The 26,885-nt window shown below is 51.2% G+C and carries 23 protein-coding genes and 1 pseudogene; 16 read left to right on the top strand and 8 right to left on the bottom strand.

Annotated features, from left to right (window positions below):
- Positions 1-246 precede the first annotated feature (246 nt).
- On the top strand, positions 247-795 hold the full coding sequence (locus K3G39_RS16535) for a hypothetical protein (RefSeq protein ID WP_220627284.1): 549 nt from the start codon (positions 247-249) through the stop codon (positions 793-795).
- Between the two features lie 150 nt (positions 796-945).
- On the opposite strand, the gene ltrA is transcribed toward K3G39_RS16535, so the two are convergent.
- A complete protein-coding gene (ltrA, locus tag K3G39_RS16530; RefSeq protein WP_220627283.1) occupies positions 946-2,262 on the bottom strand; it encodes a group II intron reverse transcriptase/maturase in 1,317 nt (438 codons plus the stop codon).
- Between the two features lie 684 nt (positions 2,263-2,946).
- Here ltrA and K3G39_RS16525 point away from each other — a divergent pair.
- On the top strand, positions 2,947-4,104 hold the full coding sequence (locus K3G39_RS16525) for a serine hydrolase (RefSeq protein ID WP_220627282.1): 1,158 nt from the start codon (positions 2,947-2,949) through the stop codon (positions 4,102-4,104).
- A 707-nt stretch (positions 4,105-4,811) separates the two neighbouring features.
- Positions 4,812-5,396 (top strand): antitoxin Xre/MbcA/ParS toxin-binding domain-containing protein, encoded by a 585-nt coding sequence (locus K3G39_RS21205; RefSeq protein WP_220627281.1) that lies wholly within the window; start codon positions 4,812-4,814, stop codon positions 5,394-5,396.
- 53 nt (positions 5,397-5,449) lie between these two features.
- On the opposite strand, the gene K3G39_RS16515 is transcribed toward K3G39_RS21205, so the two are convergent.
- A complete protein-coding gene (locus tag K3G39_RS16515; protein ID WP_220627280.1) occupies positions 5,450-6,067 on the bottom strand; it encodes a recombinase family protein in 618 nt (205 codons plus the stop codon).
- 1,006 nt (positions 6,068-7,073) lie between these two features.
- Here K3G39_RS16515 and K3G39_RS16510 point away from each other — a divergent pair.
- The 5 genes from K3G39_RS16510 to K3G39_RS16490 all read left to right on the top strand — a co-directional run bounded on the left by K3G39_RS16510 (position 7,074) and on the right by K3G39_RS16490 (position 12,052).
- Positions 7,074-7,553 carry a hypothetical protein gene (locus K3G39_RS16510; RefSeq protein WP_220627279.1) on the top strand — a complete coding sequence of 160 codons (480 nt, stop codon included), beginning with the start codon at positions 7,074-7,076 and terminating at the stop codon, positions 7,551-7,553.
- Positions 7,546-7,968, top strand: a complete 423-nt coding sequence (locus tag K3G39_RS16505) for a helix-turn-helix transcriptional regulator (RefSeq protein WP_220627278.1) — start codon at positions 7,546-7,548, stop codon at positions 7,966-7,968. The genes K3G39_RS16510 and K3G39_RS16505 overlap by 8 nt, the downstream gene beginning before the upstream one ends.
- 12 nt (positions 7,969-7,980) lie before the next feature.
- Positions 7,981-8,460 carry a hypothetical protein gene (locus tag K3G39_RS16500; RefSeq protein WP_220627277.1) on the top strand — a complete coding sequence of 160 codons (480 nt, stop codon included), beginning with the start codon at positions 7,981-7,983 and terminating at the stop codon, positions 8,458-8,460.
- A gap of 213 nt (positions 8,461-8,673) precedes the next feature.
- A complete protein-coding gene (locus K3G39_RS16495) occupies positions 8,674-10,602 on the top strand; it encodes an ATP-binding protein (protein ID WP_220627276.1) in 1,929 nt (642 codons plus the stop codon).
- Positions 10,603-10,696: 94 nt separating this feature from the next.
- Positions 10,697-12,052 (top strand): transposase, encoded by a 1,356-nt coding sequence (locus tag K3G39_RS16490; RefSeq protein WP_220624162.1) that lies wholly within the window; start codon positions 10,697-10,699, stop codon positions 12,050-12,052.
- 152 nt (positions 12,053-12,204) lie between these two features.
- On the opposite strand, the gene K3G39_RS16485 is transcribed toward K3G39_RS16490, so the two are convergent.
- A complete protein-coding gene (locus K3G39_RS16485; protein ID WP_220627275.1) occupies positions 12,205-13,479 on the bottom strand; it encodes a site-specific integrase in 1,275 nt (424 codons plus the stop codon).
- Between the two features lie 431 nt (positions 13,480-13,910).
- Entirely contained in the window at positions 13,911-15,386 is a 1,476-nt protein-coding gene (locus K3G39_RS16480; RefSeq protein ID WP_220627288.1) for an IS1182 family transposase, read from the bottom strand.
- Between the two features lie 164 nt (positions 15,387-15,550).
- Here K3G39_RS16480 and K3G39_RS16475 point away from each other — a divergent pair, with 164 nt between their 5' ends.
- Positions 15,551-15,808, top strand: a complete 258-nt coding sequence (locus K3G39_RS16475) for an integrase core domain-containing protein (protein WP_370627272.1) — start codon at positions 15,551-15,553, stop codon at positions 15,806-15,808.
- A gap of 145 nt (positions 15,809-15,953) precedes the next feature.
- Here the strand turns inward: K3G39_RS16475 and K3G39_RS16470 are convergent, their stop codons facing one another.
- Together K3G39_RS16470 and K3G39_RS20985 are read right to left on the bottom strand one after the other, a co-directional pair.
- Positions 15,954-16,259, bottom strand: a complete 306-nt coding sequence (locus tag K3G39_RS16470) for a transcriptional regulator (RefSeq protein WP_255594427.1) — start codon at positions 16,257-16,259, stop codon at positions 15,954-15,956.
- Positions 16,231-16,521: a hypothetical protein gene (locus K3G39_RS20985; RefSeq protein ID WP_255594426.1), complete on the bottom strand. Its 291-nt coding sequence runs from the start codon at positions 16,519-16,521 to the stop codon at positions 16,231-16,233. Before K3G39_RS20985 ends, K3G39_RS16470 begins: the two co-directional genes overlap by 29 nt.
- A 205-nt stretch (positions 16,522-16,726) precedes the next feature.
- Here K3G39_RS20985 and K3G39_RS20980 point away from each other — a divergent pair, with 205 nt between their 5' ends.
- The 5 genes from K3G39_RS20980 (at position 16,727) to K3G39_RS16450 (ending at position 23,768) form a co-directional block, all read left to right on the top strand.
- Positions 16,727-16,858 carry a hypothetical protein gene (locus tag K3G39_RS20980; protein ID WP_255594424.1) on the top strand — a complete coding sequence of 44 codons (132 nt, stop codon included), beginning with the start codon at positions 16,727-16,729 and terminating at the stop codon, positions 16,856-16,858.
- 143 nt (positions 16,859-17,001) lie between these two features.
- Positions 17,002-17,370, top strand: a complete 369-nt coding sequence (locus K3G39_RS16465; protein ID WP_220627273.1) for a hypothetical protein — start codon at positions 17,002-17,004, stop codon at positions 17,368-17,370.
- A gap of 492 nt (positions 17,371-17,862) precedes the next feature.
- Complete coding sequence (locus tag K3G39_RS16460; RefSeq protein ID WP_220627272.1) at positions 17,863-19,173, top strand: redoxin domain-containing protein; 1,311 nt, start codon at positions 17,863-17,865, stop codon at positions 19,171-19,173.
- A gap of 29 nt (positions 19,174-19,202) precedes the next feature.
- Positions 19,203-22,394, top strand: coding sequence for a SusC/RagA family TonB-linked outer membrane protein (locus tag K3G39_RS16455; RefSeq protein ID WP_220627271.1), 3,192 nt, complete (start codon positions 19,203-19,205; stop codon positions 22,392-22,394).
- 18 nt (positions 22,395-22,412) lie between these two features.
- Positions 22,413-23,768, top strand: a complete 1,356-nt coding sequence (locus tag K3G39_RS16450; RefSeq protein ID WP_220627270.1) for a RagB/SusD family nutrient uptake outer membrane protein — start codon at positions 22,413-22,415, stop codon at positions 23,766-23,768.
- Positions 23,769-23,835: 67 nt separating this feature from the next.
- Here K3G39_RS16450 and K3G39_RS16445 read toward each other — a convergent pair whose 3' ends face one another.
- The gene (locus K3G39_RS16445; RefSeq protein ID WP_196114295.1) at positions 23,836-24,123 is read right to left on the bottom strand and encodes a hypothetical protein; all 288 of its coding nucleotides are present in this window, start codon (positions 24,121-24,123) and stop codon (positions 23,836-23,838) included.
- A 152-nt stretch (positions 24,124-24,275) separates the two neighbouring features.
- Positions 24,276-24,755, bottom strand: coding sequence for a MauE/DoxX family redox-associated membrane protein (locus K3G39_RS16440; protein ID WP_220627269.1), 480 nt, complete (start codon positions 24,753-24,755; stop codon positions 24,276-24,278).
- Between the two features lie 666 nt (positions 24,756-25,421).
- Between K3G39_RS16440 and K3G39_RS20975 the strand changes: the two are divergent.
- Together K3G39_RS20975 and K3G39_RS20970 are read left to right on the top strand one after the other, a co-directional pair.
- A pseudogene (locus K3G39_RS20975) lies at positions 25,422-25,660 on the top strand (Fic/DOC family N-terminal domain-containing protein); the annotation flags it as partial.
- Positions 25,661-25,681: 21 nt separating this feature from the next.
- Entirely contained in the window at positions 25,682-26,422 is a 741-nt protein-coding gene (locus tag K3G39_RS20970; RefSeq protein ID WP_370627271.1) for a Fic family protein, read from the top strand.
- The last annotated feature ends 463 nt before the right edge of the window (positions 26,423-26,885 follow it).

Below are 26,885 nucleotides of genomic sequence, written 5' to 3'. Positions count from 1 at the left end.
TTAGTACAGGCAGTCTGGATAAGGGTAGGCTCTTTTTTTTCATCTTTATGTAAGGAATAAGTTTGAATCAAAAGGTAACGCTTATCCGCTGCTTTTTAAAACCAGCTACCGAAGGTTTAGTGCAACAAGGTTTATACCCTATGCTTCGGCTGAATGCCTTGCACATGGTATACACGAGCACGTTAAGGAGAATAAAAGATATGATGAATGGTTCCTGTTAAATTAGCCAACCACATCCGAAGCGCTATGCAATTTAGATTAAAAGCTAGGCAGTTAGCTCTTGTCTTATTAACTGTCTTCATAGTGCAAGGCTGCAGGGAGAATGAACCAAAACCGCATCTTTCTGAGCTTGAGAAGCTTCCTGCCGCTACCCACGAGGGAAAGCACACGATGGGCTTCCTGCTCAACGGGAGAGCATGGATTCCTCGCTCCTCAATCAGATTCGGGGCAGTGACACAGTCTATTGTTAGCATCGGAGGAGGCGGCGAAGTTGATGGCCTACAGGTAGGCTTTGGAATGAACATTAACATATACCCCCCTCTGCGAATCAGCAAACCCTATAACCTAGCCCAGAATGATACAGCCTCATCAAGTATGTCAATAGATGATGGCGTTAAGAGAACACTCTTCTGCGTATTCGAAGAAGACGCTGTTCTGGAGGGTGAGTTGCTTATTACCCACTACGACTATCAAAAGCGCATCATGGCAGGCACTTTCTGGGCGACATTTCTTACAGAAAGCTGCGATACTGCCCGTGTCACTGATGGCCGTTTTGATTTATTGTTCACATATTAGGCCTATTAACAACATATCTAAGTGGAATTATGCAGCAATTTAGCTGTGTCGTAAAATTGACTTAGAACTTGGAAGTGCAGTGACAGATAAAAATTAATTTCCTTAATCGAGTAGACGGCCCCGTCAGCTAACGCTGACGGGGTGCGCCTCTCACACCACTGTACAAGCGGGTCTCGCATACAGCGGTTCGTTAAGTTGTGGAGCTACCTTCCTGTAGTAGTCGAGCAATGATTCATACCCCTTGCGGACAAGCCTTTTCACCGTTACTGTTGTGATCAGCATCGGGCTTTGAGCCACCGCCCAGCCCCCTTTCCTGGTCCTGCTCCAGGCGTAGGCCTGACCCTTCGGGACACCCAGCCGAATTAGGTTCTTCCTTTTCCGTTCCGGTCGTTTCCAGTCGTGCCAGATGCAGTGCCGGAGCCGATTGCGTATCCAGCTGTCCACTTCTTTGAGCTTGCCCTGTATACTTGCCATACGGAAGTAGTGGACCCAGCCTCGCTGCGCCTCTTTCAGTTCCCGGACACGCTCCTCAAAAGAGCAGGGCGTGGTTTTGTGTGTAATGGCCTTCAGCTTCTGCTTTAGCCTGTCCCATCCCTTCTTTGCCACCACCAGCTGGTAGCGGCCCTTGTCGCCTTTCCTGTAGGTGGGCACGAAGCCGTGGCCCAGCATCTGGAAATCCACAGGTCGCCTGATGCCCGACTTCCCCCTGTTGATGGGCAAGCGCAGCCTGTCCCGCAGGAACAGGAACACGGCGTTGCCTACCTTTCGGGCAGTGTCTTCACTTTCGGTGTAGACGCTGAAGTCATCGGCATAGCGCACGTAGCGCAGCTGTTGCCGCTCCAGCTCCTTGTCCAGCTCGTGGAGCGTGATGTTGGAGAGCAGTGGCGAGAGCGGGCTTCCCTGCGGCACGCCCTTCCGGCGCTTGACCAGTCTCCCTTTGATAAGAATGGGAGCCCGTAGCCATTTGCGGATCAGGCGCAGGGTAAGCGGGCATTTTACCTTCCGGTAGAGCAGTTGCAGCAAGAGGCAGTGGTCCACCTCGTCAAAGAAGTTGGCAAGGTCGATGTCCACGATGTGCTGATAGCCTTCGTGGATGTAGCCGTGCGCCTGCTGCAGGGCCTGGTGGGCGCTGCGGTTAGGGCGGAAGCCGTAGCTGCGCTCTTTGAACTCCAGTTCAAAGAGCGGAGTGAGCACCTGATTCACGGCTTGTTGCAGTACCCGGTCGGTGACGGTGGGAACGCCCAGCAGGCGAATCTTACCGTTGCCCTTGGGTATTTCCACTCCTAGGATAGGAGAAGGCAGGTACCTGCCGTTGCAAATATCAGTGGCGATGGCGTCCCTGTTTTGTTTCAGGTGCGCAGCCAGCTGCTCCACGGGCATACCGTCCACGCCCGCCGAACCTTTGTTGGCCACAACGTGTGTGTATGCTTTAAGCATGTTGCCCCGGTGGAGTATCTTCTCTATCATCTCTGCTTGTACTACAATACTGTTAATCTCTTCTCCCGCTTAAGGCAGGGCTGGCTAAAACCTCCCTGCCGAATTTGGGAAAACCTAACGTTTGGTCCTTGAGTAGCCTGTGAGGCCTCCGGGTTCTTCCCGGCTCGTTGCCGCTACCTACTACGACCGCTGCTGACTTCTCCCTGTGTTCACGACACCGGGAGACCTCCCCAGGTAAGAGCACCTTCCTTCCTCCGATTCCTGCTGCATCTACACAAAGTCGTTTGTTGGTCAGGGGCATCGCAAAGGGGTGCTTGCTTACCCACGACTTTCTGCCTCTTATGCAGTTTCTGTCCGTCAGTACCGGATTTTGCAGTCCCGCTTTCTTCACTGCCGCCTCACGGCCGGCCAGCTTGCGGCTTGCTAACAGGCTTCACCAACTCGCCTGTAAGGGACTTGCACCCTCTGGAATAATATGATACCTTTAGTATCAGGTGCCCATACTGGGCGCACACCCTATCTATACAGTAGCTACGCCACTGCATAGCCTAATCCGTTGGGTGCAATACTTCAATATGAAACCTCAAAAGAGAATGTACATTGATTAAAAATATTAAGCATTTATTTGCACTTGTAGTTGTCTCTTTAGTAGCTGTTTCCTGTAACAAGACTAGGAGTTTACATTCAAAGGAATTTCTGCGAACTCAACAAGAGTTGACAGAGAAATTAACCCAAATCAGTAAAACAACAAGTTTTAACGGCTTCGGTGTAGCTTTAGTGAACGACAAAGAGGTGTTGTACCAAAACGGTTTTGGTGTTTCTAATATCAGGGAAAACGCCAGGTATACGGAAAGCACAGTTCAGAATATTGCCTCTGTATCTAAGACTGTCATTGGTCTTGCCATTCTTAAAGCACAGGAATTAGGCCATCTGAACTTAGACGAGCCAGTCAATAAGTATATACCCTTCAACGTATTTAATCCAGAATACCCGGAAGTTCCTATCACTATCCGGCATTTGGTAACGCACACGTCTTCTATTGTAGACACAGAAGAATACCTTACCAGAAATTTGATCCTTAAAGACACACTTAATTTAGTTCAGAATCTTAGCATAGACATTTCGCCGACACGTTTTAACCCTCCATCAACTAAAATCTCCTTAGAGGATTTCTTGAAAAACTTGCTTGATGCCGGAGGAGAATGGTACACGGAAGAAGTTTTCTCAACAAAGAAGCCTGGTAGTACTTTTGAGTATTCAAATGTTGGGGCTTCACTTGCCGCACTGGTTTTAGAGAAAGCAGTAGGCACTACTTATGATGAATTTACTACCCAGTATATTTTACGTCCTTTGAAGATGAATTCGTCGGGCTGGAGTTTCGATGCAATTGAATTCTCAAACTATTCCCCCACTTATCAGGATAAGCAAACTCCATATCCCTACTATTCACTTGTTGGGTATCCTGACGGAGGATTACTGACCACGAGTTCAGACATGGGTAAATTTATTTTAGAACTCATGAAAGGGTACTATGGTAACGGAACCCTACTTTCTGAGCAGAGTTACAAAGAGTACTTTACACCACAGCTTACGGCAGAAAACTTCATAAACAGGAGCGCCAGCGAATACAGCGACGAGTATAACATGGGAATCACGATGGGATTTGGTTCAACAGGAAATTTCGGTCATACTGGTGGCGACCCAGGAATGTCCTCTGTGATTTGGTTTTTCAAAGAAAAAAGAATGGGCAGGTATTTTATAGTTAACACAGATTGGGATACTAAATCATCAGGCAAAGACCAGAAAGCCATTTATGATTTACTTGATGAATATTTTATAAAGCTAGATAGCTTGAGCAAATCAACAAAATAGTACCGCACCCAATCGAGTGGATGGCTGACAGCCAATTGACTGCCAGTGCACCCCTCACACCACCGAACGTACGGATCTCATATACGGCGGTTCGTCAAGGATAGCACAGCCGCTCTTTGCACCGACCATGCCCTTGCCCTATTGGGATAAGGCAAGCAAACTCTCGAGTTTGAACCTCCTTATCGAATTATAGGCAACTTAACGTTTGGTCCTTCATCACCCTGTGAGACCTTCGTAGGTAACAGATCCTGCTGCAAAAACCTAAATCGGGGCCGGGGCAGGGAACGCAAAAACGCCTCCGCAAAAACCCTAAAAACGGATCCGAAAGGACAGGGGGTGACCGAACCGTGTCCTACCTATGGCCGACCTATGACCGAATTGGCCGCCATGCCAGGCGCCCATGCCAGCCGAAAAAGGGTTGTTTGGGGCGGTCGCCAGTTTGCGCGTAGGGAAGCATCGTCCAGTGCCCGGAAATGCGCTCAGAGGGCCGGAAAAGGGCCGGAAAGGTCGAAATGGGGCGGGTTTTATACGTGGCCATACCGCCAGGAAGGGGTACCCCCTGTTTTTTTCGCGCATAGGGGGGGGCCTGCAGCTAAGTGGTTCCTCCAAACCAGGTTCTGCTGTAGTTTCCTATAACGTGCCCTTCAGTGCTTAAATAAAGAACCTCAAGGATTTGTCGTATAACAGGTCATTTAGGATATTTAGCTATGGAAATAAAACTGATCCGCAACGAAGACGATTATCAGGATGCGCTTAGGCAGATCAAGGCGCTGTGGAATGCTGTGCCTGGCACACCTGACGCAGACAAGCTGGAGATATTCTCCATGCTCGCCAGCAGGTACGAGGAGGAGCATTACCCTATTGATGGACCTGATCCAGTTGAGTACATCAAGATCCGCATGGAGGAGCTGGGGCTCCGGCAGGAGGACCTGGTGCCCTATATTGGCAGCAAGGAAAGCGTCACGGAGGTGCTTAATGGTAAACGCCCACTGTCTCTGGAAATGATCCGCAACCTGCACCGCGGGTTGGGATTCTCCCTGGAGGCGCTCATTGCAGAGCCTTCGGGACCTGGCTTTAAGACTGAACCACAGCCCCAACCTCTAAGGCTGGATGACCCTATCACAATAAAAGGAATCGAGGTATTCGAGGATGAGGATGATTTTCAGAGGTGGCTCAACACCAGGAACACGGCCTTAGGGAATGTGAAACCTGTTGACTGGCTAGACACCCCGGAAAGAAGAAAGCAGGTGTTAAACGTGCTGGTGTGCCTCGAGCACGGGATGTACTCCTGACAGCCCCTACCTTCCAGTACTAATGTTGCCTTAACTGAAAAGGAAAAGTTCCTTTAGCATGCCAGCGCCTTCTTTACCCGCTGCACGGTGCTCACCCCCACCCCGCAGAGTTTGGCCGTCTCCCGGATGGACTGCCCCGCCCTAAGATAGCGGACCACCTTCGGGTGTGACCTGACAATATCCTTGGTACTTCCCTGCGGCCTGCCCAGTACTTTGCCTTTGCGCCTGGCCTCCTCAAGCCCCGACTTCACCCGCTCGATCAACGTGATGCGCTCCATTCGCCCGATGTCGGCCAGGATGGTGAGTAGGAACTGAGCCATGGCGTTCACCGAGCCGTCAGGGTTGAGCGTCTCAATATTGTAGTTTTTCACCACCACGCTCACCTGGAGCGCGTGCAGGGCTTCCAGTGTGGCCAGCACCTGCGCCGTGTCCCGCCCCAGTCTGGTCACCTCGTGCACCAGCGCCTTGTTGATCTTCCTGTCCTCTGCCAGCCTGAGCAGGCGCTGTATGCCCTTTCGCTCGGTATTCTTTTTAGCTCCTGAGACGGTCTCGGTGATAAGCTCTATGACTTTGTAGCCCTGTGAGGCGGCATACTCTGTAAGCTCTGTCACCTGCCTGTCGTAGCTCTGGTCTGCCTTGGACACCCTGACCAGTATAGCAACTCTGTTCATAGCTGTCATCTTGGTATTGACGTGAGAAGTTCCGAACAGGGACTAATATAGCAAAAGTATTCAAATAAACTAGTGGTTATCTGAATACAGTTTTCTGAAGCAAAGAGCGGCCTCAGGAGAGCGTAAGTAAGGCGTGTTTTCGGATACCTTTTTTTGAATACACCCGCGCTCTACAAACTGGAGGCCAGAAGATAGCCGCAGGGTTGTCACCCATGACACTAAAACTGCCATTAGCCTCTAAAGAGTACCCTATTAGTCTTGGGATTAGAGACCAATTAGTCTTCCTTGACACATGCTCTACTGTACACTTGCAAGTCAGGAGCACTGCCTTCCTCTCTCACACAGCCTGCTTAGGACAAGAAGCCACAGATTTGGTAACTGCATATGCTAAATTCCGCTACAATGCGGCTCTGCAGCCTTAAAACCTACTTCTTCTCATCTGTGACTCCCTCTTGGAGGTTATACCCTCTCTTTCTCAAGCAACCGCATCAGTTACGAAAAATTATTTTTGGGCACTAATTTATAAGGGGGATCGATGATTTAGCCTAATATAAAGGTATATTAAATACTGTTAATTGTGATATGATGTACCAAGGAACCTAGTAAGATTGCTGAGCGATCTTACTAGGCTCCTTATGTTACCCTTCATACTTGAGGATAAATGACCCCACTGGCATTCAAGTAGAACTATTAGGCTATGGCTTGGTACATGAAGAGTTTAGAAGGACATATATAGCTATCTAATATTAAACAATTTCTGTATCTTAAACCCTGCTTTAACATGTAGCACACATTTGTATAAAGTATAAGTATCTCTCCATTGCCTATGTGTATTCATTCTATGTAACGTGGCCTATTTCATAAACTAATGCCACAACTAGCACAGCATAGGAGGCAGCCATGTTAATGTGGAGGAGCTCCATATTTAACGCAACTCGTTGAAATTAATTTACAAGTGAATTTTGCAATCATAACTAAAGTATATACCTTTGAACTTAACTTATAAGTGAATCTGTTCGTAGATATAGGAGTTTATTTGAAATTACGGTTGGTAACCTATTATACCATCCGGGTTCAGGGAGAAGAGCTTTCAGAAACTGACAAGTTCTTCAAACGCTTTATGAACAGTGCCTATGCAAAAGACCTTGGGAACATTAAATATTGGCTTAAAGACAAAATTGGTGAAGAACGCGGTGCTTCAGAGCGCTACTTCAGGTCAGAAAAGCGAGCACATGCACTTCCACCCCCTATTCCATCGTCCGACCTCCGTCTATATTGCTGGCGTTGCAGCGACAGTGTCGTATTATTAGGCAACGGAGGGGTTAAAACGAGCCAGAAAGCCAAAGACAGCCCTGATTGCTACCCCCATTTTGAATTGATGAACGCAGTAGTAAAGGAGATCAAAAGGCGACGTCTTAGCTGCAGTGATTTTCCTGATGACGACACAACTATACGACTAACACTTAATCTCGAAACCCATGTTTAATCAATATTTCGATCAGGTAGAAGTAACCGAAAGCGGTAAGCGATTTATCGACAAGTCGCTACAGATCGGTGACGAAATAGTGCGTCTGCTCGAAGAAAAAAGTATGACGCAACGCCAACTGGCAGAAGCGCTAGGCAAAAAGGAATCGCAGGTTAGCAAGTGGCTAACCGGCTTCCACAATTTCACACTTAAGACGATCACAGAAATTGAGGACGTGTTGGGCGAAGATATATTACTCCCATACCTTGAGGCCAAAAAGCGATTCAGCAAAACACCAGTTGTGCTGCACCAAACCGTAGTAAGACCCGAAGTTTATGACCAGCTACGTGATGTTGAGACGAACCTACTCGTAGACCAAGGAAAAACAACAGATTATGACTTTGTAGTCGAGCATACTGAGGAAATGTTTGCTTAATAAAGTTTACGAATGACCACTCCCCCATTTAGTCCAGACCAATTACAAATAAGTTATTGCGGAATAATTTCTTTTCAGGTACAGAACGATGAAGATGCACCACTTCGACCAGCTGATGTAGAACAGTATCATTTTACAGTGCAGTCAGGCCTAAGCGTTGCGCAAGGCGACTGGTTGCGCGTGCTGCTGAAGGTAAACTGTGATGCACAGCCAATAGACCCTGAAAAAAGACCACTGACAGGGGGCATTACAACAGAATGCTTTTTCCAGATCACTGGGTTGGATGAGCTGCTACAGGGCAAGGCAAACGAACCTATTCCGCAGGGTATAGCTGTAACCGCAGTAAGCATTGCCTATTCTACCACACGTGGACTCTTGGCATCTAAAGCAAGCGGTACTTTTCTGGAAGGAGCCGTTCTACCAATTGTACAGCCTGCAAAGTTGCTAGCGCCAGATCAACCAACGCTGTATAGTCCCAGATTCAGTATTTAGTGAAGGTAAATATCATTTAACCTCTACTTGGGTTCCGAAGCAAAGGAGGACGCAAGTATTACTATTTACCGAAGATAAAGCTGCTGACGGCCGGGCTGGCCACTCATTTTAAAGGAAATCCACCTCTGCAGGAGCGAATTAGAGAAAATATGGAGAGCTTTGTTCTTCTATCCTCAAACTAATTACTTTAGGAATACTAAACTTTATTGCCAGATGGAGTCAGGAAGAGAGCTTATTGAGCGACTAAACACTTCTGATGAAACTTCCAAAATAGAAGCTAAAAGAGGAAGTGCTATTGATCGTTCCATAATGGAAACGATTTGCGCCTTTTCGAATGAGCCTGGCTTGGAAGGTGGTTCTATTATACTAGGTGTTGAACGGAAGGAGCATACGCTTTTTCCTTCCTATGAAGTAACAGGAGTTAATAATCCAGATAAACTCCAGTCTGATTTGGCTTCTCAATGCGCAGGAAGTTTTAATCAGGCTATTAGGCCAGAAATTGAAGTAGAAAGCATAAACGGGTTAAACATTCTTAAAATTTATGTTCCCGAACTCCCCGCCTCACAAAAACCCGTTTACTTCAAACATGAGGGGTTGCCGAAAGGAGCGTATAGAAGAATTGGTCCAACTGACCAGCGTTGTACGGAGGATGACTTGCTTCTCTTTTTTAATCATAACGAAACTTTTGATAGTGCCTTAGTAACGGATACCTCTTGGGAAGATATAGACGAAAATGCTATTGAAACATACAGGTCTTTGAGGGCCAAAGTGAACCCTTACGCTGAGGAGCTAAACTTTACAGATCAGGAGCTTCTAATTTCTTTAGGCTGTATGAAGAAAGTGGCCGGTAAACCGCATCTAACTTATGCTGGCTTACTTGTATTTGGAAGTAGAATGGCTCAGAGAAGGCTGATGCCTGCTGTTCGCTTAGATTATATCCGTGTGCCGGGCAATGAGTGGGTATCTGATCCGGAGAACCGTTTTACCACCATTGATATGCGTGGCCCGCTGCCCGTTCTTTTGCAAAGAGCATACAATGCCATAGCAGATGACTTACCAAAAGGTTTTTTATTGCCCGAAGGGCAACTACAAGCAGAATCAATTGGTTTACCAGGCAGAGTATTGCGCGAGGCACTGGTAAACGCTTTGATGCACCGCTCCTACCGCGCAAACCAGCCTACCCAAATCATCAGGTACGGAAACCGTATTGAAATCATCAATCCAGGTTTCTCACTTAAACCAGAAGACCATCTTGGTGAACCAGGATCTGAACAACGCAATCCTTTCATTGCTGCTATCTTTCATGAGACAAATTTAGCTGAGACGAAAGGAAGTGGAATCAGAACAATGCGCAAGTTAATGGAGCAGGCAGGAATGGCACCACCAACCTACGAATCTAGCCATAGCAACAACCAATTTACGGCAAGGCTACTTTTACATCATTTCTTAAGTGAGGAAGATTTAAAATGGCTTGATCTCTTTAAGCAGTTTGACCTAAGCGAGAATCAAAAGAAAGCCTTAGTCTTTGCTAGGGAGGTTGGGGCAATAGATAATGCTACCTACAGGCAATTGAGTGGCTTTGACGGGAATAAGGCAAGTAATGAATTGAGAGCCTTAAGAGATAACGAACTACTTGAACTAAAAGGAAAAGGAAGAGCTACATATTACATTCCGGGCACCCTTCTTTCTACAAAGGCATCTAACAATTCACAAAATATTGAACACGGAAGCCCAAATGTACTTCCTAGTACGCTGCCAAGTATGCTCCTCCCCACATTCCCTACAGGCGTTACCAACCTACCTGCTAGTGATAACGAACCAGTTAAAGACACAAACGAACCACCTACTCAGGATAACGAACCAGCTCTTGGGGAACTAACGAACCAGCTACCAAACGACTTGCAGGAGATAATCCACAAGATGGGCAAGAGGAAGTTTAGTAAAGGGGATACTGCAGACGTAATTGTGCAACTTTGCACATGGAAACCACTAAAACTAAGAGAAATAGCTGAAATACTCGGCAGAACAAGTGAGAAGCATTTACTACATAGATATATTACACCCCTAAGAAAAGAAGGCAGGCTGCAATACACAGAACCAGATATGCCAAACCATCCAGATCAGGCATATAAAGCAAGCTGAATATACATGAATCATCCCGGAGTTTAGGAATGGGATGAAAAAGGAAAACCTCCTGTTTTGTGGTTGTATGACCATTTAAAAACAGGAGGTTTTTATGTTTACTACTTCTAAAAACGCATCTTTCCAGGCTGAGGTTCTCTCCCAGGCCCGTTTTTTCTCCCACCGCCTGGAGGATTTCCTCGCTCCCTTCCTGGTGCAGCTCGACCGGCTGCTGGACCACCGCCTTGTTTTGACCTTCCAGGCCCTGTGCCAGGCACTGGTGCGCCACCGCAGCCGCTCCTCGGGCCTGCTTTTGAGCGAGCTGGGCGGGGTGCTGCTCTCCCCCCACAAGGCGCCGGCCGGCACCAAGCGCCTCTCCAACCTGTTGAGGAGCAAAAAATGGTCGGCCGAAGCCATCACTGATTACCTGACGGGTGAAGCCCAAACGTATGTGGATAGGCTCCTGGAGCAGGAGCGGGAGCTGCCCCTCTTGCTCTGGGACGAGAGCGTGCAGGAGAAAACCGAAAGCATCAAAAGCCAGGGCCTGTGTGCTGTGCGCAGCATGAAGGCCAGGCGGCAGCTGCGCGTAAAGCCCGGTTATTATGATCCCCCTACCCGTCAGCCGGTGCATGTGCCGGGTTTCCGCTGGGTGGGCCTTTTGTGCTGCGGCCTGTGGGCTCAGCCCCGCCTGGCCCGCTTCACGTGGTGGACCAGCCGGGGGATAAACGCCACTTCCCTGGAGCAAGTCAGGCTCTGGCTGCTGTTGTGGGCCCGCCAGGCCTTCGGCAGGGCCGTGCTGCACGTCTTTGACCGCGGCTACGCCTCCTCTAGGTGGCTGGGCCTGCTCTTGGCCCGAGGAGACCGCTTTCTTTTACGCTGGCCCTCGCGCTACAAGCTTCTAGACGTGAAGGGACTGCTGAAAAATGGCTACCGCTTTTCGGTGGGCAAAAAAGCCACCTCCTCCAAGGTAGTGCGCGACATGGTGCGCCAGCTCACCTACCGCCGCAGCCTCCTCTGGCAGCGCTGCCTGCACCCGGACTACCCCGACTGCCCGCTCACTTTGATCATCTGCCGGCCGGGCCGAAAGGGCCGCCCGCCCTGGTATTTGCTCACCAATGAGGAGGTGCACACGGATCGGGACGCCTGGCGGTTGGTCTTTGCCTACGCCCGCCGCTGGCAGGTCGAGCAGGCCTTCCGCTTCAACAAGGCAGAGATGGGCATGGAGAGCTGCCGCCTCTGGTTCTGGGACAATAGAATGAAGCTTTTGCAGATCGTCACGCTGGTGTATGCCTTCCTGCTCTCGCTGCTGGAAAAGGAGCTGCGCCAGGCGGTCTCCAACCTGCTCCGGCAGGGCTGCCATAGAACAGGAAAGCGGTGCAGGAAAACTCCCACACCGCTTTACCGCATCCGCCTGGCACTGGCCAACTTATGGAATCTGCTCTACTTATCCCTGATTCAAACTCCGGGATGATTCATGTAGCCTATACACAGCCCGTTTCTGCCTACCATGTTAACTGTATTAAGATATTCTTAAATAATCCTTTGGCACAGTTTGTTCTGCAGCTTCAACTGTAGCAGCTCAGCTACTATACTTCTTATGCTGCCCCACTTAATATATGCCCCCTACACCTTCCCTACCTCAGCCTTTTCTTTATCCTTTCTAAAAGCTGTTAGCTGGGCGGCAAAATGCTTCTTAAGATCGCTCTCGAAGCTGTCCAGATAGTTCTCGGTTGTTTTCATATCGCTGTGCCCGAGAGACTCTGATATAAGCTCCATTGAAGCGCCTGAGCGTTTAAGTACAGTTGAGAAGGAATGGCGTGCAGTATAGGTAGACACGTTCTTTTCTATGCCTACTTCTGCAGCAATCCTCTTAATGTACTTGTTTATGGCCTTCGTTGCGTATCGCACCTGAGCCAGCTCTTCCTCCGGGGAAAGCCCTTTCTTTAGGATCGGGAAAATGTAACTATCGCTCTTAGCAGGTTTATTGCCCCAACGTTTAATGATTTGCTTCATCTCAGGGGTCAGGACAGCAACGATAGGTTTTATATTCTGCCTGTTCGTTCGTTCCGTCTTTGCCCTAACGAAGGTAATTTCGTCGCCTGTGATATTCTCATACTTTAAGCGAGCCATGTCTTTTACATTGATCCCGTTGCACAGGTAGGAGAAAAACCACAAGTCCCTTGCTTTGGCCTCTCCGTCATGCTTGGGCTCATAGGTTACGATCTTCTCAATGTCACTTAGGGTAAGCGCCTTTTTAACATTGCGGCTAGCCGGGATAGTATACTTCCTTTTGCCAAAAGGATACATTTCAGGATTAACCTCTCCAGATGCTATGGCGTCATTGAAAACAGCACGCAAGGGGCGTAGATATATGCCGACGGTAGTCAAAGATTTACCAGATCCCACCATCCATTTCTCGTATGCCTGCAGGAAGGTTTTTGTAACTGAAGTGAACGGCAGGGGTTTATTTTTACAAAATTCAAGCAGAGATTTGTAGGAGCATTCGTAATTGCTTGCTGTTCCAGCCCGCCCCTCTTTTTTGATTTCCGCAATCTTGTATCGGTATGCGGCAAATACATCTCCCTTCTTATAATCTGTTACGTATCTACTCTCGAAAGCCTCAAAGCTAAAGACCGGCAGCTTCTCGACTACCTCTAGTGCTGCGTGTTCTGCTTTGTCCAGGCTGAGGCTAACTTCTTTGTAGCCGCCGCGAGCCTTGGGGTTGCGTATTTTTTCGAACTCAGCTAAGGTGTATCGATAGGGCTCCCCCCTCTCGTTTATAACCGGGTAGTACTTTTGTTTACGCTGGTAGGTGATCCTTAGCTTTACGGGATAGTGGCCATCACTATGCGATCTGCGTGTGTCAAGAATGATGGCAGTAGAGACTTTTTGCTTCATACTTTTCAACAGTTGTTGTACATACGATGTACATACAATTTGCATACATTTCGCTAGAATGTCAAGAAACGACCATTACTAACAAGAGTCAAAAACCGCCTCTACAGCCTAGAATCGAATATTTCGAAACATCTGGAATCGACTATATAGTGCTTAGATAAAACTACGAATCAGAAGGTTAGGGGTTCGACTCCCTTCGCGACCACTGAAAAGGCCTCTAGAGCAATCGAGGGCACTGAAAAAGTCCCTCATTTAGGAGCAACCCTTAGAAGCGATCAGGTAAAAAAATGTTTTTACCTGATCGCTTTTTTTATTACAAGAAGTCGTGCTGGCCAACCGAACGATCACTTGTATAGCCAATCGGACTTTCAATTGTGTGTAGGGTCGGAAAGGAAGGGCGCCTGGGCGCTTTTGTGGGGAATTCCCGAGGCTTAAGCGCTTAGCTTGAGGATTCGCTTCAGGTTTACTGTGAAGATGGCCAGCGCTCCCTGCAGCTGCATGCTGGTGATGCCATAGGAGATGGCCCTGCCATAGCCATGGACGTTTTTGAGCTCGCTGTTCTTGGCTTCTATTTTATAGCGCTCCCTGGTCTTCTCCTTAAAGTAGGCTGTCTGTTGAAAGGCCTGCTGCTCCACATGGATAGGCGACTTGATCGTCACTCCGTAGGTTTTTGACTTGGCTCCTGGTTTGTAGCAACCCTCTTTTAAGGGGCAGCTCCTGCATTTTTGAACGTCAAAGTAGTAGACGGTTGCCTGGTTCTTGCCACGGTTCTTTTTCCCCTGACGTGCCTTTCGCATGGCCATATGCCCGGCAGGACACACAAACATAGCTGCGTCTTTGTTATACTCAAACCTGGCTTCCTCCTTTCGGGTGCCCTGGCTGATGACAGGGTTGAGTTTGGCCACCAGCTTTAGACTGCGGCCCTCCTTGTCCTGGAGCTTGAGGTTTTCCTTGCCTGAATAGGCCGCATCGCCGATGATGGTGTCCACCTCAATGCCATTGGCGCGGCTTATTTGCAGAAGCTCTGGCAGTTGCGGGCCATCGCCTTTTTCGCCTGAGGTGACAAGGGCGGCGGCAATGATGCGCTCCTCTGTCATGGCCAGATGCGCTGTCATGGCCAGGTGCGTCTTGTAGCCAAAGAAGCTGCTGTCAGCCGATTTATGGCCCATTCTGGCATCCGTGTCTTTGGAGAGCGTATGGCTTTCGTGGGTATCCTCCACCGTTTCCCTGAGCAGGTTGAGCTTCTCTCTAACGGCGGGAATCACGCACAGCGCCTGGTCCGACTCAACGAGCTTTTCAAGCCTGCGGCAGTAAGCCAGCTGCTCTTCCAACCCGCCCGAGTCATGCTGTTCGGGCATGCGGCCCTTGATGTCTTCATCGATGCTGCAAAGGGCTTTGCGCAGCAGCCTTGAGCGTTCCCTGAGCACCTCCAGGGCGGATTGTGGATTTGACCTGGAGAGCGAGTGGGTGGCATCCACGATAAGGGAGTGGGACTTGATGATGCCCTTTTCAAGGGCAATGGCGACCGTCTTGCTGATCAGAAGGTTCAGCAGGTCGGTGTCCTTTAAGCGGAGCTTACGGAACTTGGTCAGGGAGCTGGGGTTGATCAGAGCCTCCTCGGGTGAGAGGTCGAGAAAGTATTTGAAGGACATATCGTAGCGCGAGCGCTCCACCACGTCCACATCGGAGAGGGTGTAGATGGTCTTCAGCAGCAAGTACTTGAACATGCGCACCGGGCTTTCGGCCCTGCGGCCATTGGTGGTGCAGTATTTACTGGCCAGCTCCTCGTAGATGAAAGTGAAGTCGATCAGCTCGTTGATTTTACGAAGCAGATTGTCCTGGGGGACAATCAGATCATAGAGCCCTGAATAGGGGCTTGGTTGAATTTGTTGCTGTTGCGCTACCATCTGAATGCTCTCTGATTCCACCAGGAGATACGAAAAAAGGAGCAGAAAACTTAATTCCTGCTCCTTTAATTCTCCAGTTTTCACGGAGACTTTTTCAGTGCCCTCTGCATGCAGAGCGGACTTTTTTATCTACTTGCCCCGTCCTGAAATAGGTTGACACTAAAATCAACCTTATATGGAAAAAGCAGCAGAGAAAAAAGGCCCGGATAAAGCCGAGCATGACTCAAAAGTACGTCCCCTACCAGAACGCGGTGGCCGAGCGGGTGAACGGTATTCTGAAGGATGAGTTCGCCCTCGAGCGGGGCTTTGCCCACCACCTGGAGGCAGTGCAGGTGATAGCTCAGGCAGTGAGCATCTACAACACCCGCAGGCCCCACCTCTCGTGCCATTTCCCACCTCCCGTGTCATTTCCTGACACCTGAGCAGATGCACGCCCAGCAGAAACTAGAGGTAAAACAGTGGAAAAAGAAAACTCCAACACAAACGCATTGGAGGTCTCAATTTAAAAAGTAATTTCGTCTCTAAACCGTCAACTTATTTCAGTACGAGACAATATTATAAATCTTATTACTCATCGGAACTTTGGCTTTTAAGCATCCGCTCCAACAACTCCACTTTCTCACGCTCAACCTGCAAAAGACGCTCATAAAGCTCAACTATTTTATCAACCGGATTGAATGTTGGCTGAATATTGATAGCGTTAATTGTAGAGCTATCTTGACTAGTAAAGTTAGAAACAATATTTACTGTAGCCTCCTCATCAAAGTTCTTAATCGCTTCAGCTGACACCCCCAGCACCTTCGCAATCCTATCCAATGTCACATCATCCACCTCCTCTTCCTGCTCAATGCGGGAGATGTTCTGCTGGGTCATGCCCAGCTCCGTGGCTAAGGCAGATTACTTCACTCCCAAAGCGGTGCGCATTCTTCTCACATGGTCGCCCAAGTGAAGTGGTCTTCTTCTGGCTGCTGTTTCCATAGGCATAATTTACAAAAAATATCTTTTTTATCCATTTAAATTCATTGTTTTTTACAAGTGCAGCCCTTGTTAAATACAAGTATACCACATTTGATACAAGTGCCTTTTCCCTCAATTTCGTCTTACCGAAAGGCTCAGCTTGGAAGGCGTATTCCATACCTTAAAGATATTAGGTATTCTCCATATTCGCAAAAGACCATGCTTTCCAGCTCAATGCTAACAGCGTAAAAGCAAACGTTTGCTGAAAGCGCTCGGTTTCGGTTTTCCCGGACAGGGATACGGCTGAGCTGCCGCAACACTGGTTGTTTGAGCAGAAAGGCAAGAGGACGTACGCCAACACTGGTATTCAAAGCTTAGGATTTATGCAGCATACATCATTCAGTCTGAATTCCCGCTCTTTTGCTTCTCCACTGGCGGCTTTCAGCACCCTTGCGCCGCTTATCCCCCTGCAGCTTCTCCAGAACTGGGTACTGCTCGTGTGCCCCCCGGAGTGAACTGATTATTCCTCGTCGCTGCCCCGCTAACACCAGCTAGCCCGTGTTGTCGTGCAGCTGTCTTCTTTCCCCTCCCCGGCATGACCAGCACTGCTTAGCAGCTGGCAGGAACCTTCATTTCCAAACTTTAACCGATTACACCTATGGAAACCATGCCCTATACCTTACCTGAATTCAAACTCTCCGAACCCGACCAGGCCCTGCTGGACTTCTGTGCCCGCCACCCAAAGCATGAAGCGCAGCAGCGCCTCTGGAAATGGTTTATCCTGGCTCTGAAGAATAGCAAGTCCTCCTGTGTTCTCAATACTGAATTAATTTCCTTTTATGAAGATATTAATACGCTTGTTTCGGCTCTATATCAACTGCATGACCTGCCCGATAAAACCGGCTCCCCGCCACAACTAAGCACCACACCAATCTGTCCCGAAAAGGTCTCGCTGGCCGAGGCCCTGGAATCCCTGCATACCAGCGTGTCGGCCAACTGGATGCTGCTCGTCTGCCCGCCTGATTAGAAAGTTTCCTACAGATCCACCCACACTAGCGGCTAACTATTTATCACATCTTGATTTATACTTAAATGAAACCAAGAAACTGGCTTCCCGGGCTTCTTATGCCTATACTTTTCCTGTGTGCTACCTCCCGATTAGTTGCTGGCAGCCCGCAGTCACACCATTCTGAAAAGTCTATTAACTCAGTCAGCGCTTCAGAGAAGGGCTTACCCTGCCGCTGCTGCCGCGATCCAATGCTACACTAAGGGAGGCCGGGGGCGTCCGGCACTATCTGGCTGTGCAGGGGGCGGCTGCTCCATAGGTTATAGAATAGTTTTAAGGTGAGTAACCGCAGTCGCCCGTGAGCGAAACTCTCCGTTCCTCGCTCACGCCGGTCGCCCCCGCCTCTCCTCTTCCTGCTCCCTGTAAGCTACCTTCTCTCAGGCCGCTAGGCGGAGAAAAGCCCAGTGGCCACCTGTGGCCTTACACATCAATTAAACCTTTAAACACTAATACATGTCGTTAATAAAACAGTTTTTAAATAGAATAACTCTCCATCATGCGTGTTGCCTGGCTTTCGTTCTGATGGCGCTGCTGCTTTCCCAAACCGTTCGGGGACAGGCACAGGAGCACGCTGCCGCCGAACTGGAGACAAGGGAGCAGGTACCCGACGTGACCCTCAGCACCCTGCTTCACTACCCATCCGGCACGGCCAGCCTTTCCGACTTCCGCGGCAGGGTCGTGCTGCTGCAGTTCTGGGCCACCACATGCGGTTCCAGCCTGCTGGCGCTCCCGAAGCTGGAGGCTCTGAAACAGACCTTTGGCGATAGCCTACAGGTGATCACCGTCACCTCCCAGAAACGGGAAGAAGTGGAGGCCTTTCTCGCCAACAACCCTATTGGGCGGCGCATGAAGCTGCCGATCGTACTGGACAATCAACAGTTGGAGGAGCTCTTCCCATACAACACCGTGCCCCATCTCGTGTGGATCAGCCCGGAGGGCAGGCTGCTTGCCCAGACTGGCCCTTACGATGCGACGCCCGCCACGGTGCGCCGCCTCCTGCGGGGGCAGGAAGGCAATTTCAAAGACCACAAGAAGGACGTCATGGATCATGACTACAGCAAACCGCTCTTCCATGAGGGAAACGGCGGCTCCCCTTTCCCCCGCTACCGCTCTATCCTCACCCCTTATGTGCCGGGGTTGGGTGGCGGGTCTGGCAAGGTGAAGACAGACTCCACCCTGCGCCTGCAGATCGTGAACGCCTCTGTGGCGCAACTCCTCCGGGCTTCCTGCGGCCTGCCCTCCTACTTCCCGGAGAAGCAGATTTTCCTGGCCAGCGACAAGGCCCGCGCCCACCAGGTGCACAACCTGATGGAAGAGCGCCAGCACAAAAACTATTGTTACGAAATGCTGCTGCCCGCCGCCCTCTCCGACAAGCTCTACCCCTTTATGCAGCAGGACATGGAGCGGCTCTTCGGCCTGCAGGCCAGCGTCCGCAAAAAGCGCATCGACTGTTGGGAGCTGGCCCTGTTGGGCCAAGCAGCAGTGCCGCGGTCTGCGGGGGGTGAGCCCGGCCACAACTTCACCGACGTCAGCGATCCGGACAAGTACATGCGCAACGAGCCGATTAACAGGCTGGTGGTTTTTCTCAACAAGCATATCCCAGACCTTCCGGTGCTCGACAAAACAGGTATCACCTACCCCCTTGATCTCCAGCTGTCGGAAGGGGACCTGCAGGACATCAGCCGGTTGAACACCCGATTGGCTACTTATGGCCTCCAGCTGCAGAAGAAAAAGCGCCCGCTCCAGGTGCTTATCATCCAATAAGTATTCCCGAACCTAAAAAATAATCCTGTATGCAACCAAAATTACTCATCGCTTTCCTGCTGTTGTGCAGCACGCTCCCTGCTCTGGGGCAGGAGCGGCTACAAGGCCGCGTCATCGCCTTTCCCGGCAACCACCCGCTCCCAGGTGCCACGGTGCGCCTGCTGGGTACCAGCGCTGCCACCGCCACTGATCCCGAGGGGCGCTTTACACTAGCCCCTCCCTCGGCTGCCGACACCCTGGAGATTTCGTTTTTGGGCTACATCACACAGCAGGTGCCGCTAAAACCACCTTTGGGCGGGGAAATGACCATTGCCCTGCGTGAGAACTCCCAGTCTCTCGGGGAGGTGCTCGTCTCCACAGGCTATGAGCGCCTGGCTCCCGAGCGGGTGACAGGCTCCTTTACGCAGGTAGACTGGGAGCTGCTCGACCGCTCCGTCAGTCCCAGCATCCTGGACCGGCTCAAGGGCGTCACCTCCGGGCTTAACATTGACGAGCGCGTTCGCAACAACCCCAAAGTCAACATCCGGGGCATTAGCACAATCTACGGCAATGCCGAACCGCTCATTATCCTGGACAACTTCCCCTACGAAGGCAGCCTGAACGCTATCAATCCCAACGACGTGGAGAGTATTACGGTGCTCAAGGACGCAGCGGCAGCTTCGATCTGGGGCGCCCGCGCCGGCAACGGCGTGATCGTGATCACCACCAAAAAAGGACGTCTCCAGCAGCCCATGCGTGTGAACGTCAACGCCAATGTCAGCGTGCTCTCAAAGCCGGACTTCAGCCAGGTGCCCATGATGGCCCCGACTGACTTCATCGGGGTGGAACGCTTTCTTTTCGGCAGAGGCTACTACAACAGCCAGGAGAACAGTCCCGCCCGCACATTGCTCTCGCCTGCCGTGGAGTTGATGATCCTGCACCGAAAGGGCCAGCTGACAGACGCTCAGTTGGAGGAGGCCCTGCAGGGCCTGGCCGCCCACGACGTGCGGGACGATTTCCAGCGCTATCTCTACGATACCGGGGTAAACCAGCAATACGCCCTTAACCTGAGCGGCGGCGGCGAGCGCATGTCTTATTACCTGGCAGGCGGTTACGATGCCGCCACCGGCCAACTGGGTGATCCCAACCACCGCATCAGCCTGCGCGCCGACAACAGCTACACCCCCATCAAACGACTGACGCTGCACACAGGCATCAACCTGGCGCAGGGGACCAGGCGCTTCGGGCGCCCCGCCTTCAATGACATCAGCCTGGACCAGTCCAAAAGGCTCTACCCCTATGCCCGCCTGGCGGACGAACAGGGCAACCCGGTGATCCTGCCCCGAGACTACCGGCAGGACTATGCCGCCTCTGCCGCATCCAACGGCCTGCTCAACTGGGAGTATGTGCCGCTGCGGGATGCTGACGGAATTGACCACACGATCGAGCAGCAGCAGGCCATCGTGACGGCTGGGGTGGACGTGGACCTGTTCAAAGGCCTGACTTTTATCGGGAAGTACCAGTATACCCATAACCAGGACCTGAACACCAACCTGCAGACATCCGAGGCATACGAGACGCGCAACCTGATCAACCGCTTCACCCAAGTGAACCCGGACGGAACGCTGAGCTTCCCTGTTCCCCGGGGCAGCATTATTGACACCTGGCACAGCCAGTTCCGGTCCCACAACGGCCGGGGACAGCTCCGGTACGACCTATCAGCCGGCCAGCATGAATTGTCGGCCATGGCCGGTGCCGAAGGGCAGGCACAGCGCAGCACCGGTCAGCAGTTCCGGGCATATGGCTATGATGATCGCGTGGGCACCTCTGTACCCGTTGACTACATGACACAGTTTCCCCTCTCCTTCAACCCGGCCACGAGGGGGCGCATACAAAACAACACCGGCTTCTCGGAGCGGAACCAGCGTTTTACCTCTTACTACGCCAACGCCACTTATACCTTCGACGGCCGCTACGTCGCCACCGCGAGCGCCCGCAAGGACGCCTCCAACCTCTTTGGGGTGAACAGCAACCAGCGCGGCGTTCCCCTCTGGTCGGCCGGACTGGCCTGGAACGCCCACCGGGAGGAATTCTTTTCCCTTCCCTGGCTGGAATACCTGAAAGCCAGGACTTCGTTTGGTTATAACGGCAACCTGGATAACAACCTCACCGCGCTGGCCACCATCAGCTCCGTCTCGGGCAATCTGAACGGCAGCCCTTACGCTGTGGTGCGCACCTACCCTAACCCGGACCTGCGCTGGGAAAAAGCAGCCACCTGGAACATGGGGCTGGATTTCCGCCTGAAAAATGAACGCCTGCACGGTACGCTGGACTATTATGTCAAAAAGGGCACAGACCTGATCGGTGACGCCCTCGTGGACCCGACGGCCGGTGTGATAAGCGGCAGGGTCCGCCGCAACGTCGCCTCCATGAAAGGAAGTGGCGTGGACCTCTCACTGACCGGAAAACTGCTGGACAGGGGCCTGAACTGGAGCAGCACGCTGCTCTTCAACTATAACAGGAGCGAGGTCACCCGGTATGAAAGCACCACAGCCAGCGGCAGCACCTTCATCAATTCCGGCCTGTCCGTCACGCCGGTGGAAGGGCGCCCCCCGCATAGCATCTACAGCTATGCCTGGCAGGGGCTGGACCCGCAGACCGGGGATCCGCAGGGACTTGTCGAGGGGGAGCTCAGCAAAGACTACACAGCCATCACCCGCAATACGCAGTTGGAGGAACTGGTCTTCCATGGTCCGGCCCTCCCTCCTGTTTTCGGTTCCTTTCTGAACACCTTCCGCTACAAGGGCGTCACGTTGTCGGGTAATATCAGCTACCGCTTCGGGTATTACTTCAGACGCCCCTCCATCCACTACAACAACTTGTTCCAAGGCTGGGTCAGCCACCCGGACTTTGCCCGCCGTTGGCAACAGCCGGGAGACGAGCAGCACACTTCTGTTCCGTCCATGGTCTACCCGGGCAACGTGAACCGCGACACCTTTTACACCAACTCCGCCGCCCTGGTGGAGAAAGGGGACCATATACGGCTGCAGGACATCAACCTGACGGTAGACGTGCTGCAGCCGTCCAGTTCCCGGCGCATGGTACAGCACGTTCAGCTCTACGCCGTAGCGCGGGACCTGGGCATCCTGTGGCGCGCCAACAAGCACGGCCTTGACCCTGACCATGCCAGTTACATGACACCGCCCCCGACCCTCTCCATGGGATTCCGGGTTGGATTCTAACTCTAAAAGATCGATACCATGAAAAAGTTAAAATGCATTTTCACCCTACTCCTGGCGATTTCGCTTTCGTCCTGCGAGCATTTCCTGGACGTAAAGCCTGACAAGTCGCTGGCGATCCCCACCGACAGGCTTGAGAACCTCCTGCGCCTGCTCGACAACAACTACGCACTGAACCAGGAGACTCCTTTTACAGGCGAAGTCGCCGCCGACAACTTATATATCAGACCTGCGGACTGGAACGCCCTCTCCAGTCTGACGGTCAGGAACGTCTACGCCTGGGAGCGGGATGTCTACAATGACAGTGACCGCAATGACTGGTCTCTGTCTTACAACGCGGTGCTGTACGCCAACCTAGTGCTGGAGGGCACAGAAAAACTGGAGCCCGCCCCTCACCAAAAAAGCGAGTGGAACATGATCAGGGGGAGCGCGCTTTTCTACCGGGCAAATGCCTTCTACAACCTGCTGCAGGTCTATGCGGTGCCATACAGTGAAGCTACGGCAGCCCAGGACCCTGGCATTGTACTCAAACTGAGCCCTGACATCAACGAGCGTGTTGGCAGGGCATCTGTGCAGGAAAGTTACGACCAGGTGCTGGCAGACCTGAAAACGGCCACAGAGTTGCTACCGGAAGTGCCCTCCTACAAGACCCGTCCCTCCAAGCCGGCCGCCTTCGCGCTGCTCGCCCGCACCCTGCTGCAGCAGGAGCGCTACGCCGAGGCCCTTTCCTATGCAGACAGGGCCCTCAGTCTGCATGACCGGCTGCTGGACTACAACCTGCTGGACCTGAACACAGCGAACCCGATCCCGGGCATGAACGAAGAGGTGATTTTCCATACCACCATGTTCATGCTCTCCGGCACTTACTACCCGGCGGGAAAAGTGAACCCGGACCTGTACGCGCTCTATGGGGAGGATGATCTGCGCCGGGAGATCTTTTACCACGAGTATGAACCCGGCAACATCGGTTTCCGGGGAAGTTACGCCGGGTCCATTCTCCTCTTCACCGGGCTCGCCACCGACGAGCTGTACCTGATCCGCGCCGAGTGCCTTGCCCGGCTGGGTCAGGCGGGGCCGGCCATGGCCACGCTCAATGTCCTGCTGGAAAAACGCTGGAAGGCCGGTACCTTCACGCCCCTGGAAGCTACTGACGGCACCCAAGCATTGGACATCATCCTGGAGGAGCGCAGAAAAGAGCTGGCCTTCCGAAGCCTGCGCTGGGCTGACCTGCGCCGCCTCAACAAGGACAGCCGCTACGCCATTTCCCTCAGCCGGGAGCTACCCGAGGGCACACGCACACTTCCGCCGGGGAATCCCAGCTACGTTTTCCCGATTCCGCAAAGAGTGATAGAAATAAGTGGCATCCAGCAGAACTAAGCTCACACCAAAAAGCCTGATGCGCATACGCATCAGGCTTTTCTTATTCAGCAAAGCGTCTCCTTAGCTACTGTTGGCTGCGGAACACTTCCCTTGCAGGGTCATCTACACCATCCTGCGTCGGCTTCCCTGGGTTTGTGGCATCCTCCTCTGCTAGAATAGCGCAGCGGTGGTCGCCCACCACGCAGTTGGACGGTGACCCACCGGTGATGGTGTAGTCATTCGGATCAGAAGGATCACCTCCCATCTGCAGCAGGAACCACTGCTCCTGTTGCGCTTCCGGCTGCGAGTTCCCCTCGACTCCGGCAACCGCCAGTGCTGTCCCCAGCAAAATGGCGAGCATACTCAAATTCATCTTTTTCATGGTATTAAAAATTTAAAGTTGCCTGAGATTGGCAGGCCCAGGCGATCACCTGCTCCATCTGGCTCCCGAGCCCTTGCCCAGTCGGAGAATTTATACTGTCGTTTACCATGCTGCGGGGCTCCCCTGCTGCGCTGTTTCCATGCTTACTCTTTGCCGCTTCCCTCCTTTCCGTTAGACAGCTCAGCCGCAGCCCGCACAGCAGGCTCCTGCCGTTCTGTTCGTTTGTAAAGTATTGTCCCGGTGATCGCCAAAGCCAAGAAAACCACGTTGAAGACCAGATGCGTCTCCCAGTCCATTCGCTCCAACACGCCCCCGCAGCTGCAGGGGATATAGCCGAATGCGCGCGTAAGGATTAGGGCAACGTACAGGGTGAAAACCGACATCAGGAGCGACGCCAGATAGAGGCCCTGCAGCCGCATCCGCGGAAAGAAAAGCAGGGTGCAGGCCAGCAGCTCGGTCAGGGGCAACGCCCAAAGCAGCACACTGTCCCAACCCGCAGGGAAAGGCTGCAGCATCAGCTGCCCTCGGAAAGCCTGCAAATCCAGCAGTTTGCTCAGCGCCGTGTAAAGAAACAGCAGGATCAGCAGTGCTGTAATTCCCTCTATGACCAGCTTTTTATTCATGTCCCTTTTCCCTTTTGGTGTAGTATAAAGGTAGAGGAAGGCTTTTTGGAAAATTCTGTTCCAGAACAGAAGAATGGACTATTTTCTGGAAACCTGATGCGCTTACTCTCGTAGCTGGGTGGCTTGAAAGGAGTAGGTAGATAAGAGAGATGGAGATGGCGGATTCTCGTCGCGGCTCTTTTTTGGAGCCAACACTGTCCTTTATTGCCACCTTGCTATAGGTAAGAAAAGGTCCTTTGTTAAGAGAAGGGGCTATTAAGTGAAATGACTAGCTTCACGACATACAGCTAGGAACTATTCAGGAACTTAAGCCCCATTCAGACTTCTTTCGCTAAAGCAACCGACTCACTTCAGGTTCTGGTTGGTACTTCAATCTTCAATACCCTAAAGCATTTATAATTTATCATATTTGTTTGATAACAGATGGTGCAACATGGGGGCACTACCTAAAGCGCCGATTACACTTGCTGTACCTTAAACCTGTATATCACTGCCAGCTAGCCTATCAGAAACGGAGAGCTCTGAGATAAAACAAAGTCTCCCCGAAATTAAAAAGTAGGAAACCTTCTTAGAGAATTCAATCGCTACTGCGCCAGTTATGGCGATAATTATATAAAGATTAAAGTAAGTCATCTCAATTAAGAACGATATTTTGTCAATCTAGCCATGTGGCAGCCAACTGAATTACCTGTTAATATTGAAGTAGAGACTAAAGCTGTCTTGAAGCAGGCTACGACAGCCCACCGTTATCTGGCCGAGCTGAAGGGAGTAGCAGCAACTATTCCCAATGAACAGATCCTGATCAACACGCTTACCTTGCAGGAAGCGCGGGAAGTTCGGCCATAGAGAACATCATCACCACTCAGGATGAGCTCTTCAAAGCCGAACTGCAGGCAGGTTACGCCCTGAGCACCGCTACCAAGGAGGTGCAGAACTATGCAACGGCCTTACGGGAAGGCTTTGAAGCGGTGCGTAGAAATAAGATTCTGAGCTTAGGCCACATTCTCAGAATCCAGCAGGAGCTTGAGCAGAACAATGCCGGCTTGCGCAGGCTGCCGGGCACGACGCTGAAAAATGCCAAAACAGGTGCAACGGTCTATATACCACCTCAGCATCCGGACCAGATAGAGCACCTCATGCATAACTTTGTCCTCTACATTAATGATGACGAGCTATCCGATGTCGACCCGCTGATCAAGATGGCCATCATCCACTATCAGTTTGAGAGCATCCACCCTTTCTATGACGGGAACGGCCGCACCGGGCGTATCATCAATATCCTGTACCTTGTATGCAAAGACCTGCTGCAGCTGCCTGTGCTTTACCTCAGCCGCTACGTGGTGGAAAATAAGGCGGACTATTACCGCCTGCTGCAGCATGTGCGCGACACAGGTGAATGGGAGGCATGGCTCCTATTCATGCTCAAAGGAGTAGAGGAAACAGCCAAGCAAACTATTGAGATGGTGAAAAGCATCAACCTCCTTATGCAGCAGTACAAAAAGAGGATTCGTACAGACCTGCCCAAAATATATAGCCAGGATCTGCTCAACAACCTGTTCAAGCATCCCTATACCAAGATTGAATTTGTGATGAAGGACCTCATGCTGGAACGTAAAGCCGCCGCTAGATATCTGAATGCACTTGCCGATTTAGGACTGCTTCAATAAGAAAAGATAGGCACGAGCAATTAATACCTGAACCTGCCACTGATTAAGATTTTTGTGAATGCCAAGGAGCAGTACACTTCTACCGCCCCTGTTATAAGTACGTAAGCATCCTAGGTTGTACCATAAGTGTCGTTTATTGGGACATATGGCTGTTGGTATGTACCAGCATTAGTGATTATTGGTACATAAGAGAACTGATATGTACCAGAATCCGGCATTACTGGTACATAAGAATCTTTCTAAAACCCTGTTGATGCCTACTGGATATGTGAGGCCTTCTTCTAATTGCAAGTTCTATAGGCTATCTCTACCAGCAAATATGGGGAGCCCTAACAATAGAATATCACCTGAAAAAGTCAAGCCATGAAGCACCTAAAGGAGTTTCTGACCCGTCTGCAGACCTTTGAGCTGAAGCTTATCCAAAGAAAAGCGGCTACAAGTCCCTTTGGCCATCAGGAAGTAA

Origin of the sequence: Pontibacter sp. HSC-14F20 (assembly GCF_019599265.1) — a bacterium.
Lineage (GTDB): Bacteria > Bacteroidota > Bacteroidia > Cytophagales > Hymenobacteraceae > Pontibacter.
The sequence above is the reverse complement of the archived record's forward strand: the minus strand, read 5'-3'. Positions and strand labels throughout refer to the sequence as shown.